The organism is Eubacterium sp. OM08-24, assembly GCF_003438075.1.
Classification (GTDB): Bacteria; Bacillota; Clostridia; order Oscillospirales; family Acutalibacteraceae; genus Ruminococcoides.
In genome coordinates this window covers 141135-154052 of sequence record NZ_QSTA01000001.1, presented here as the reverse complement: position 1 = coordinate 154052, position 12918 = coordinate 141135, and the positions used below count along the sequence as shown (strand labels likewise).

Annotated in this window: 7 protein-coding genes; all 7 read right to left on the bottom strand. The window is 43.0% G+C overall.

Annotation, left to right across the window (positions count from 1 at the left end):
* Entirely contained in the window at nt 1-4053 is a 4053-nt protein-coding gene (carB, locus tag DXC23_RS00755; protein ID WP_117704310.1) for a carbamoyl-phosphate synthase large subunit, read from the bottom strand.
* Between the two features lie 58 nt (nt 4054-4111).
* Entirely contained in the window at nt 4112-5191 is a 1080-nt protein-coding gene (locus DXC23_RS00750; RefSeq protein WP_117704309.1) for a carbamoyl phosphate synthase small subunit, read from the bottom strand.
* A gap of 32 nt (nt 5192-5223) precedes the next feature.
* Nucleotides 5224-5793, bottom strand: coding sequence for a response regulator (locus DXC23_RS00745; protein WP_117704308.1), 570 nt, complete (start codon nt 5791-5793; stop codon nt 5224-5226).
* Between the two features lie 546 nt (nt 5794-6339).
* Nucleotides 6340-7146: an ABC transporter ATP-binding protein gene (locus tag DXC23_RS00740; RefSeq protein ID WP_117704307.1), complete on the bottom strand. Its 807-nt coding sequence runs from the start codon at nt 7144-7146 to the stop codon at nt 6340-6342.
* On the bottom strand, nt 7139-8119 hold the full coding sequence (locus DXC23_RS00735) for an ABC transporter permease (protein WP_117704306.1): 981 nt from the start codon (nt 8117-8119) through the stop codon (nt 7139-7141). Before DXC23_RS00735 ends, DXC23_RS00740 begins: the two co-directional genes overlap by 8 nt.
* 91 nt (nt 8120-8210) lie before the next feature.
* The gene (locus tag DXC23_RS00730; RefSeq protein WP_117704305.1) at nt 8211-9224 is read right to left on the bottom strand and encodes an ABC transporter substrate-binding protein; all 1014 of its coding nucleotides are present in this window, start codon (nt 9222-9224) and stop codon (nt 8211-8213) included.
* 172 nt (nt 9225-9396) lie between these two features.
* Nucleotides 9397-12918, bottom strand: a complete 3522-nt coding sequence (locus DXC23_RS00725; RefSeq protein WP_117704304.1) for a DNA polymerase III subunit alpha — start codon at nt 12916-12918, stop codon at nt 9397-9399.

The following is a 12918-nucleotide window of genomic DNA, read 5'->3' as shown; positions in this document are numbered from 1 at the left end:
TTATACCTCAATCTCTCCTTCAAATACTTTTTCAGCGTTACCTGTCATATATACAGTTTCGTCTGTATAATTGATAACAAGGTCGCCGCCCTTGAGCTTGATTTTAATATCTTCGCCCTTTTTGCAGAATCCGTTTTCGCAAGCTGCAACCGCTACTGCGCAAGCGCCTGTACCGCAAGCCCAAGTTTCGCCTGAGCCTCTCTCCCATACTCTCATCTTAATTGTATGGTCGTCAAGAACTGTAACAAACTCTGTATTTACTCTTTCAGGGAAGAGCTTATCGTTTTCAAATACAGGGCCAACCTTTTCAATGTCGAGGTTGTCGATGTCGTCCATAAATACTACGCAGTGTGGGTTACCCATTGATACGCAGGTAATGTTGTACTCCTTGTCGCCGATTGTAACAGGCTCGTTTACAATCTTGTCCTTATTCATAGCAACAGGGATTTCCTTTGGATCAAGAATTGCCTTGCCCATATCAACTCTAAGGCTTGTTACCTCGCCGTTTGTTGTATAAGCCTTAAGGCTCTTAATGCCTGAGAGGGTTTCGATTGTGATTTCGTCCTTCTCTTTATAGTCAACCATACCATGGTCATAGAGGAACTTACCTACGCAACGGATACCGTTACCGCACATTTTACCCTCTGAACCATCAAGGTTATACATTTTCATCTTTGCGTCAGCAACCTTTGACGGACAAACAAGAATAATACCGTCACCGCCGATACCGAAGTGTCTGTCTGAAAGTCTTACAGAGAGAGCCTCCGGATTGTTGATTTCCTGATCAAAAGTGCTGAAATAAATGTAGTCATTGCCGATGCCCTGCATCTTTGTGAACTTTAGCATTTCTTTCTCATCCCTCATATGATTAATATCTATAAGCTCTGTGCTGTGCTGTGTGTAGTGGCTCTTTAAGCAATCTGCAAGTGCGTTTGCTGTGTCAAGAGCTGTAAGACAAGGAATGTTTCTCTCAACTGTCTTTCTGCGGATTTTAACAGAATCTCTTGACGGTATTCTGCCCTTGGCAGATGTCGAAATAACATACTGAATCTTGCCCGACTCAATGAGTGTGAGTGTGTTGTCTGTCTTGCACTCGTGTATTTTCTTTACAGCAACAGCGTCAATACCGTATTTCTTAAGTACAGCCGCTGTGCCCTCGGTAGCATAAATCTTAAAGCCGAGGTCATAGTACTTCTTGGCAATTTCGCCGATTTCTGCCTTATCGGAATTACGAACTGTAATGAACACGCCGCCGTTCTTCTTCATCTTGTAGCCTGCACCGATAAGTCCCTTGTAGAGAGCCTCCTCAAGTGTGCCTGCAACACCGAGAACCTCACCTGTTGACTTCATCTCAGGGCCGAGGTGGTTATCAACATTTATGAGCTTTTCAAAGCTGAATACAGGTACTTTTACCGCAATATAAGGGCTCTTTCTGTAAAGTCCTGTGCCGTAGCCCATATCCTTGAGCTTTTCGCCGAGCATTGCTCTTGTAGCAAGGTCAACCATCGGTACGCCTGTAACCTTACTGATATAAGGAATTGTTCTTGATGAACGAGGATTAACCTCGATTACATAAAGCTCGTCTTTATAGATAAGGTACTGAATATTTACAAGTCCCTTTGTCTGCAATTCAATAGCAAGGTTCTTTGAGCTTTCAATGATTGTCTGAGTCATCTTGTCTGAAATATTCCAAGCAGGATATACGGCGATTGAGTCACCGGAGTGAATACCGGCTCTCTCAATATGCTCCATAATACCCGGAATAAGAATATCCTCGCCGTCGCAGATTGCGTCTACCTCAAGCTCTGTGCCCTGCAAGTATTTATCAATAAGGATTGGGTTCTCTATATTCTGTGCAAGAATAATAGCCATATACTCCTTAACATCTGCCTCGTTAAATGCGATAATCATATTCTGACCGCCGAGTACATAAGACGGACGGAGAAGTACAGGATAGCCGATTGTCTGTGCAACCTCAAGCGCCTCATCGGTTGTCATAACTGTAACGCCTCTCGGACGCTTAATGTGGTATTTCTCAAGGAGCTCGTCAAAACGCTCTCTGTCCTCTGCCATATCAATAGCGTCATATGAAGTACCGAGGATATTTACACCGCAGTCGCTCATATGTTTTGTGAGCTTAATGGCGGTCTGTCCGCCGAAAGCAACTACAACGCCGTATGGCTTTTCTGTATTGATAATGCCCATTACATCTTCTGTTGTGAGCGGCTCAAAGTAAAGTCTGTCGGCTGTATCGAAGTCAGTTGATACGGTTTCAGGGTTATTGTTTACGATAACAACATCGTAGCCTGCCTTTTTAAGTGCCCATACGCAGTGAACAGACGCATAGTCAAACTCGATACCCTGACCGATTCTGATAGGGCCTGAACCAAATACGATAACTGTCTTTTTGTCTGATTTATTATTCTTAATAAACTCTTCTGCCTCGTTTTCCTTATCAAAGGTTGAGTAGAAGTATGGTGTCTGAGCCTCAAATTCAGCGGCGCAGGTATCAACCATTTTATAAACAGGTAAAAGGTTCTTTTCGCACTTTTTGCCTGTGATAGCCTCAATAGTTCTGTTGAGGAAACCCATTGTCTTTGCTCTGTAATAGAGGTCATCTGTAAGCTCGCTGTTTTTAAGCTCATTCTCAACAGCAATGATATTCTTGAGTTTCTCCAAGAACCACTCGTCAATAAGTGTAACCTCGTGAATTTGGTCTACTGTAATGCCTCTCTTGAGTGCCTCATATACACAGAAAATTCTCTTATCGTCGCAAACGCTGAGTCTGTCATAAACAGACGCATTTGAAAGCTGAGCAAATTCCTTATCATCAAGTGTATCGTGAGAAATCTCTGCACCTCTTACAGCCTTCATAATAGCCTGCTCAAATGTAGGAGCAATAGCCATAACCTCGCCTGTTGCCTTCATCTGCGTGCCGAGTGTACGGTTTGCATAAACGAATTTATCAAACGGCCACTTAGGGAACTTAACTACAACATAGTCGAGAGCAGGCTCAAAGCAAGCATAGGTTGTGCCTGTTACAGCGTTCTTGATTTCGTTGAGTGTGTAGCCGATAGCAATCTTAGCCGCAACCTTGGCAATCGGATAACCTGTTGCCTTAGATGCAAGTGCAGATGAACGGGATACTCTTGGGTTTACCTCGATTACAGCATAATCAAATGTTTCCGGATTGAGTGCAAACTGGCAGTTACAGCCACCCTCTACCTTTAAGGCAGAGATAATGTCGAGTGCCGCACTTCTGAGCATCTGATATTCCTTATCGGCAAGTGTAACGGTAGGAGCAATAACGATACTGTCGCCTGTATGAACACCGACAGGGTCGAAGTTCTCCATTGAACAAACGGTAATAACATTGCCTTCGCTGTCACGCATTACCTCAAACTCTACTTCTTTCCAACCCGAAATACATTTCTCTACAAGAACCTGTGTAATCGGCGAAAGCTCAAGACCGTTTGAAGTGATTTCTCTTAATTCTTCTTCGTCATTTACGATACCGCCGCCTGTACCGCCGAGTGTAAATGCAGGACGGATAATTACAGGGTAGCCGATTTCATCTGCAAATTTTACGGCAGACTCAACATCGTTTACAACGAGTGACGGAATAACAGGCTGTCCGATTTCAAGCATTGTGTCCTTGAACATCTGTCTGTCCTCTGCCTTGTCAATTGTTTCGGGGTTTGCACCGAGGAGCTGAACTCCGTATTTATCAAGGAAGCCTTCCTTTGCAAGCTGCATGGAAAGTGTAAGACCTGTCTGACCGCCGAGCGTAGAAAGCAGGCTGTCCGGGCGTTCCTTTTTAATAATTCTCTTTACTGTTTCAAGTGTGAGCGGCTCGATATAAATTTTATCGGCCATTGCGTTATCTGTCATAATGGTAGCAGGGTTTGAGTTTACAAGAATAACCTCAAGTCCCTCTTCCTTGAGCGCACGACAAGCCTGTGTGCCTGCGTAGTCAAATTCAGCAGCCTGACCGATTACAATCGGGCCTGAGCCGATTACCATAACTCTTTTAATGTTGCTTTTAAGTGGCATAAAATCATTCCTTATCCTTATTTAAAAAATCATATTCGTATATAAATTATGGATAGTATTATTTATTGTTTTTCATTAAATCAATGAAACGGTCAAACAAAAATGCTGTATCGTGCGGGCCGCCGCAAGCCTCGGGGTGGAACTGAACCGAGAAAGCAGGCATATTGTTGTACTTAACGCCCTCGCAGGTGTTGTCGTTGCCGTTTACAAAGCTAACCTCACCGTTTGACGGCATACTGTCGCTTACAACCGCATAGCCATGGTTTTGAGAAGTAATGTAAACTCTGCCTGTTTCTACCTCTTTGGCAGGCTGATTTGCTCCTCTGTGACCGTATTTGAGCTTTTCGGTTTTAGCGCCCTGACTGAGTGCCAAAAGCTGGTGACCAAGGCAGATACCGAAAGTAGGAATTTTATATTCGCAAAGCTTTTTAAGCTCTGCAATAATTGCTGTGTTGTCTGAGGGATCTCCGGGGCCGTTTGAAAGCATAACGCCGTCAGGGTTCATAGCCTTAATCTGCTCTGCTGTGGTATGAGCAGGCACAACCGTAACATTACAGCCACGCTTTACAAGCTCTCTGCCAATGTTGTGCTTTGCGCCAAAGTCCATAAGTACAACATTGAGGTCGCCGTTTTCGGCTTTGAACTCCTCTTTTTCGCTGATTGTTGTACTCTCAACAGCCTGCTCGATTTTATAAGCCTTAATCTCTGCAAGCTCTTCCTCGGTAACCTCGCCCGAATAAGCGATTTTGCAGTTAAGCACACCGTACTCACGCACAATTCTTGTGAGCGCTCTGGTGTCGATTCCGTAAATGCCCGGAATATTTGACTCTTTTAAAAAGGTGTCAAGATCGCCCTCGCAACGGAAGTTAGAGGGAGCTTGGCACCATTCTCTTACAATATAACCTCTGAGTGAGGGCACTTTGCTCTCAAAATCAGCGGGAATTACACCATAGTTACCGATTAAAGGGAAAGTCTGAATAACCACCTGACCAAAATAAGAAGGGTCGGTGAGTGTTTCAAGATAACCGGTCATAGCTGTTGTAAAAACCAATTCTCCCATTGTTTCTTTTTCTGCACCAAATGATTTACCCTCAAAAACAGTTCCGTTTTCAAGTATCAAATATGCTTTACGGCTCATAAACACACATTCCTTTCAGAAATTTTGCATAATTAGTTTTCGTAAGTTTTAATAACCTGCATTGCAATCTGCATTTTGCTCATTCTCATATCCATCGCCTGCTTTTCAAGATAGCGATGTGCCTCCTGTTCGGTCATATTGAGGCAGGTAATAAGCAGGAGCTTGGCTCTGTTTATTATCTTCATATCCTCTACAATATGGCGGAGTTTTTCATTTTCCTCGTTTACTGTGAGCATTCTCATTCTGAAACACTCGGTAAACTGCACAAAGTGATGAAACAGATGCTTATTAATAGGCTTAGCTATTACAAGCACACCATGCTCGGTAAGGGCATCGTTTACATCGTCTGCATTTTTTTGCGGAACAATAATAACCACGCTTGAACGGGTGACTTTTGCAAAGTGCATAGAAAGCTCTATACCGCTTTCCTCTGCAAGAGGCGCATTAATACAGATAAGGTCAAACTCGTCATTCTCCACAAGTTTTTTTGCTGTTTTGGAATTATCAGCTATTGAAGTCTGCGAAAAGGACTCAATCTTGAGCAACTGCGCAAGTGACTGAGCGCTTTGGACAGAGTGTGAAATAATCAAAGCTTTTTTCATAACCTTATCACCTCATTCACTTATCTTCAACATCATATTTTACAAGATTTCGGAGTGTTCTAATTTACATAAAGGAATTATAATATATTTTTTTATGGATTTCGACAATTACAATTCCAATAATGCAAAATCAGTTACACAAATGTTAAAAAATGATGAAATTTAAAGATATTTTTGATTTTTTCAAATGATATTCAGTGTTGCTGTTGTTAATTATTTTTCGTTGATACGAGCAACGCTCACTGTACTTTATGCCGTCACAAATTATTGATAGCCAAATGCGACAGCAACAAGAGGAAAAACTGCGTTGCTAAAACTGCTGATTTGCCGTTTTTTAAGGGCAAATTATGGCTCTGCCCAAACCCGCAACCCTTTAAAACGATTGACCTGAATTTTGAATTTTTTAATCTAAACTTTGCGGTAACGGCAATCTAAATTTTTGCAACACTTATTTATTATTTGCAACACATATTTACAAAAAGGCTGTTTCATTTTTTAGATGAAACAGCCCCGTTGCCGTATAATTTTATCATTAAGCTAAATAGCTTAATTCTCGCCCTTGCTCAAAAGCATTCTGTCGTTTTCGAGCTTAGAGCCGCTCACTTTTTCAAATTTCTGCAAGAGGTCGTCTACTGTGAGCTTTTTCTTTTCTTCGCCCGAAATATCAAGTATAACCTTGCCGTTGCTCATCATAATAAGGCGGTTGCCATGTACTATGGCATCGTGCATATTGTGAGTAACCATAAGTGCTGTAAGATTATTTTCGGCAATAATCTTGTCGCTAAGCTCAAGCACCTTTGCGGCTGTTTTTGGGTCAAGCGCCGCTGTATGCTCATCGAGGAGCAACAGCTTTGGCTTGTTGATTGTAGCCATTAAAAGTGTGATTGCCTGTCGCTGACCGCCCGAAAGAAGTCCTACCTTTGAGGTCATTCTGTCCTCAAGTCCAAGTTCAAATTGCTTTAAGAGGTTTCTGTATTCTTCCTTTTCAGACTTTTTAACACCCCAGCGAAGTCCTCTTTTCTGTCCTCGTCTTGCCGCAAGCGCAAGGTTTTCGAGAATTTCCATATCGGCAACAGTACCTGTCATAGGGTCTTGGAAAACTCTGCCGAGATACTTTGCCCTTTTATGCTCGGGAAGTCCCGTTACATCTATGCCGTCAATAAGAATCTGACCGCTGTCAACAGGCCATACACCGGCAACAGCATTAAGGGTAGTTGACTTACCCGCACCGTTGCCGCCGATTATTGTACAGAAATCGCCTTCGTTTAAGTGAAGTGTTACACCGTTAAGCGCTACCTTTTCATTTATTGTGCCTTTGTTAAAGGTTTTGTGAATGTTAATAATATCAAGCATTGTCACTGCCTCCGTTTGACTTGTTAGCCTTTAAATTCATTTTAGCTACCTTTTTAAAGGAGGTTTTACTCTTTTTCTGCAAATAAGGTACAGCAAGGAAAATTGCAACAATAATTGCTGTAAAGAGCTTTGTATCGTCGGTAGGCATCTTGAGCCAAAGAACTATGCCCATTGCAATGTAGTAAAGAATACCGCCTACAATTACAAATACCATTTTAATAACAAAGTTCATCCTCTTGCGGAATAAAGCCTCGCCGAGAACCTCGCCGATGATAACAGCGGCAAGACCGATAACGATTGCGCCTCTGCCCATATTGATGTCGGCAAAGCCCTGATACTGTGCGAAAAGTGAACCTGCAAATGCAACAAGTCCGTTTGAAACTGCAAGTGCAATTACCTTTGCAACATTAATATTAATGCCCTGAGCCTTACTCATTGCAGGGTTTGAACCTGTTGAGCGGATTGTAGAGCCCTGCTCAGTACCGAAGTACCAATACATAGCCGCAATAACAATAGCCGCAATGGCAAGTCCGATAATAATTGAAAGGTTGATGTCGCTTGCGGAAATAACAAGCGCATAGTTTCTATAACTTACAGGTAAGTTTGATTTACCCATTATATTCAAATTGATTGAATACAGTGCTATCTGTGTGAGAATACCTGCGAGTATGTCGGGAATACCGAGCAAGGTATGCAATAGTCCTGTGATAAGTCCTGCCGCAATGCCTGCGAGAATGGCTACAATGAGCGCCACCCATACAGAACAGCCGTTGATAAGCAATATTGCCGTAACAGCGCCGCCTGTGGCAAACGAACCGTCTACGCTAAGGTCGGCAAAGTTTAAAAGTTTGTAGGTGATAAATACACCAAGTCCCATAAGTCCCCAAATGATGCCCTGTGCAATGTTGCCCGGCAAAGCCGCAACAAAATTGGCAGGATTAAGAGAACCAAAGTATTCTGCTAAAAATTCCATAAGAACCACCAATACATAAAAGATTGGGGTGTCGTTTTATCGGCACCCCACCGTTTTTTAATTTAAAATTAAGGTAATTATATAAGGATAATTATTCCTCAATAGCCTCGTAATCTGACGGAACTGTGATTCCGTAAGCATCGCAACGGCTCTTTACATACTTCTTTGTTACACTTGGAGCTGACTCAACCTTTAATGAAGTAATGTCTGCGCCGTTTACAAGAATGTCGTAAGCCATTTCGCCTGTTTTCTGACCAAGCTCATAGTAGCTGATTGAAAGTGTTGCAACACCGCAGCCCTTACAAATACCCTCTTCACCTGCGATGATAGGTGTTTTGGACGCTGATGCTGTGTTGTCTATAATACCTGTGTTAGATGCTGCTGTGTTGTCTGTCGGAACATAGAGAACATCGCTCTCGTCACAAGCTGTCTTTGTTACAGCTGCAACATCGTTAGAGTCTGCGAAAGAATATGTCTTTACTGTGTAGCCTGCGCTCTCAAAGAAAGGAGTGATTGTATCGCTCTGATACTTTGAGTTAGCCTCAGCCGAGCAATAGAGAATACCTACTGTTTTTGCGTCAGGGAAAAGCTCTTTGAGCATATCAGCCTGCTTGTCAAGAGGAGCAAGGTCTGTTGTGCCCGATACATTCATTCCCGAAACACCTGTCCACTCTGCCATATCAAGAGCTGTGCCGTAGTCTGTGATTGATGTGCCGAGAACAGGGATAGTAGGTGTAGCTGTGTATGCAGCCTGAAGTGCGGCTGTACCGTTGCCGAGGATTAAATCATAGTTTGAAGAAACAAACTGATTGCAGATTGTTGCGCAGTTAGCCGAATCACCCTGTGCGTTCTGCTCGTCAAACTTAACCTTGTCTGCGCCGAGCTTTTCTGTAAGAGTATCCTTAAAGCCCTTTGTGGCAGCGTCAAGTGCCTCGTGCTGAATAAGCTGACAGATGCCAACATTGTAAACCTTGCCTGCGTCTGCCTGTGTAGCCGATGCGGCAGTTGAATTGTTCGATGAAGTGCCGCCTGTGCAGCCTGCGAGTGCAGCTGTTACTGTGAGCGCTGCTGTTGCAGCAGCTAAAACTTTTTTTGTCATTTTCATAAAAAATTCGTCCTCTCATTTTTTGCTTTAGCACTTAAACGAACATATGCTTTAAAGTTTTTATGCGCTAAAGCAAATATCTCGTATAGTATTATATACCCATTGTACGAATTTTGCAATAGCTAAAAGGTAATTTTATATGCTTTTAATAGCAAAACCATTTGATTTTTTGCTATTTTACCGCCACATTTTCATCACCAAGCTGGTGTTTTAGCTCTTTTATCATAACATCGTTAAGGCTGACCCACATATTTAAGGGCGCTTTTACCTTGCGTTTTGAATTTGTAAGGTAAAAAATAACAGGAGTTCTGCCGTCAAAAATATCAGTCACCCTCTTTGCACGATAGTACATATCCGTATTGAGGTCATCAATTCTTAAATACAAAGCCTGCGGTGCGGTATTTTTATTGTAAGCGACAGTATTTGCACCCTCTGCCCTGCGTTTTTCTGCATTTGTGGGCGGCATATCTTTACATTCGTCATTATTAAAAGCCTTTGCTATGCTGTCGCTGATTATCTTAGGCTCTTCGTCCTCTTTAAAATTCAGCGAGCCCTTTATAATTACAGGCGTGTTTTCATTTAAAAGTATTGTGCTTTTTTCGTACACATTCGGGAAAACAACAACCTCTATAATGCCATATTTATCCTCAACATTTATAAAAGCCATCAGCTTGCCGCTTTTTGTAACCTGAGTTTTAACTCTTGAAACAATGCCGACTATAAGCACTCTTTTTCCGTCAGGATAGCGAGCGGTTTCGTTGGTGATAATCTCGCCTATTCTGTCGGCATTCATTCGCTCTGCATACAGGCTGTAATTATCGGCAGGGTGACCGCTTAGGTAAATGCCTGCGATTTCTTTTTCCATACGCAAAAGCTCGTTTGTTGAAAATTCCTTTAAGTCGGGCAGCTGCGGCTCTGAAGTTGCCTTTACATCATCATCGCCGAGGTCAAAGAACGACAGCTGTCCGCCTTGATTTTTGCGTGACTCATACTCTACATCGTCAAGTACGGTTTTGCTTATGGCAAGCAACTGACGGCGGTTTGCTCCGAGCCCGTCAAGCGCACCGCATTTAATAAGGCTCTCAATGGCTCGACTGTTCATATTTTTGCCGCAAAGTCTTTTACAAAAATCATACAGACTTGTAAACGGCTTAAATCTGCGTTCCTTTATAATCTCGTCTATAAAAGCTCTTCCGAGGTTTTTAATTGCGAGCAGGCCGTAACGGATATTGCTGCCCGTTACCGTAAAGCCATGGTCGCTTTCGTTTACGCTCGGAGGCAAAACTCTGATGCCGAGGCGCTGACACTCGCCGATATATGAGGCGAGCTTGTTCTGATTATCAAGCACACTTGTAAGCAGGGCGGCCATATATTCGTGAGGATAGTGGCATTTTAAATATGCCGTCTTGTACGAAATCATAGAATATGCCGCTGCGTGAGATTTATTGAAAGCGTAGGACGCAAAGCTCTCTATTTCATCATAAATGGAATTTGCGATTTTTTCATCAATTCCTCGTCGAATACAGCCGTCTACAATAATTTTGCCGCTTTCATCTGTAAGTCCATGCAAAAATATTTCCCTCTGCTTTGCCATTTCCTCGGCTTTCTTTTTGCTCATGGCTCGGCGCACAATGTCGGCTCTGCCAAGGCTAAAGCCTGCAAGCACCCTGAGAATTTGCATAACCTGCTCTTGATACACAATACAGCCGTAGGTTACCTCAAGAATCGGCTTTAAAAGCGGGTGCTTATAGGTTATGTGCGAGGGGTTGTGTCGGCAGTCTATATAGCGAGGAATACTGTCCATTGGGCCTGGGCGGTAAAGGGATACCACTGCTATCAAATCCTCGATTGAATCGGGTTTAAGGCGCATGAGAACATTTTTCATACCCTGACTTTCAAACTGAAAGACACCCTCTGTATTGCCCTGAGAAATCATTGCAAAAACCTTTTCGTCTTTATCGTTTATATTATCGGGGTCATATTCGGGGTGATTTTTTTTAATCTGCTTGTCTGCGTAATCTATAACAGTGAGGTTGCGCAAGCCGAGAAAGTCCATTTTAAGAAGTCCAAGCTCCTCAAGGGTGGTCATTGTGAACTGCGTTACCACATTATCGTCATTTTTTGAAAGTGGAACATAGTCCGATACGGGTCTGTCGGTAATTACCACACCTGCAGCATGCATTGTGGCGTGTCTTGGCATACCCTCAATGCTCCTTGCTATGTCGAGCAGCTGTTTTGTCTGCTCGTCCTCCTCGTAACGGTTTCTCAGCTCCGTACTTGTTTTAAGTGCCGAGTCGATTGTAACTTTTAATTCCATCGGCACAAGTTTTGCTACGGAATCCACCGTTGCATACGGAATTGCAAGCACTCTGCCCACATCTCTAATTGCGCCCCTCGCCGCCATTGTACCGAACGAAATTATCTGCGCTACCCTGTCTGTGCCGTATTTGCGCACTACATAGTCGATTACCTCTCCTCTGCGCTCTGTGCAAAAGTCAACATCAAAGTCGGGCATACTTACTCTTTCCGGATTTAAAAATCTTTCAAAAAGCAGATTGTACTTAATGGGATCTACCGCTGTAATTCCTATGCAGTAGGCGCAAAGTGAGCCTGCGCCCGAACCTCTGCCGGGGCCTACGGGGATTTTCTCGCTCTTTGCGTACTGCACAAAATCGTTTACGATAAGGTAATAATCGACAAAACCCATTTTTGAAATTGTGGCAAGCTCGTATTCCAGCCTGTCCGTCAAAGACTTATCGGGATTTTGTCCGTAATGCCTGTAAAGTCCCTCATAGCATTTCCTGCGAAAATACTCATAGTGGTCTTCGTTGTTTGGCACATCAAAGCGTGGCAGCTTGCGAACGCCAAACTCAAACTCTACATTACAGCGGTCGGCAATTTTTTGCGTGTTATCGTACGCCTGCGGAAGATTTGGGAACAGCGCACGCATTTCTTCCTCTGTTTTAAGGTAAAATTCGCTTGTCTGAAACTCCATTCTGTCCACATCGTTTACAGTGCGGTTTGTCTGTATGCAAAGCAGAATGCTGTGAGTAAAGCTATCCTTTTTATCTATATAATGGCTGTCGTTTGTAACCACAAGCTCAGCGCCGATTTCGCTTGCAAGGCAGATAAGCTGCGGATTGATTTTCTTTTGTTCCTCAATGCCATGGTCTTGCAGTTCTATAAAAAAGTTTTCTCTGCCGAAAATTGACTGATAAAAAAGAGCCTTCTGCTTTGCGCCGTCATAATTTCCGTCAAGGAGAGCCTGCGGAATTTCACCCGCAAGACAGGCAGAAAGGCAGATAAGGCCCTTGTTATATTGCTTTAAAAGCTCGTCATCTATTCTCGGTTTGGAATAAAATCCCTCGGTAAAACCTTTTGACACGAGCTTGATAAGATTTTGATAACCCTCGTTATTCTCGCAAAGCAGAACCATATGATAGTATTTTTCATAGGCTGAGGTTTTGTCAAATCGTGAGTGCGGAGCAACATAAACCTCACAGCCGATAACGGGCTTTATCCCCTGCTTTTTGCAGGCACGATAAAAATCTATTACACCATACATTACGCCATGGTCGGTTATGGCAAGGGCGGTTTGTCCCTTTTGCTTAGCTGATTTAACAAGCTGCTCTATCCTGCTTGCACCGTCAAGCAAGCTGTATTCGGTATGATTATGAAGATGTGTAAAAGCCAT

Coding starts and splice junctions, on each gene's coding strand:
- DXC23_RS00725 (WP_117704304.1), bottom strand. CDS start 12,918: ATGGCTTTTACACATCTTCATAATCATACCGAATACAGCTTGCTTGAC.
- carB (WP_117704310.1), bottom strand. CDS start 4,053: ATGCCACTTAAAAGCAACATTAAAAGAGTTATGGTAATCGGCTCAGGC.
- DXC23_RS00740 (WP_117704307.1), bottom strand. CDS start 7,146: ATGCTTGATATTATTAACATTCACAAAACCTTTAACAAAGGCACAATA.
- DXC23_RS00735 (WP_117704306.1), bottom strand. CDS start 8,119: ATGGAATTTTTAGCAGAATACTTTGGTTCTCTTAATCCTGCCAATTTT.
- DXC23_RS00750 (WP_117704309.1), bottom strand. CDS start 5,191: ATGAGCCGTAAAGCATATTTGATACTTGAAAACGGAACTGTTTTTGAG.
- DXC23_RS00745 (WP_117704308.1), bottom strand. CDS start 5,793: ATGAAAAAAGCTTTGATTATTTCACACTCTGTCCAAAGCGCTCAGTCA.
- DXC23_RS00730 (WP_117704305.1), bottom strand. CDS start 9,224: ATGAAAATGACAAAAAAAGTTTTAGCTGCTGCAACAGCAGCGCTCACA.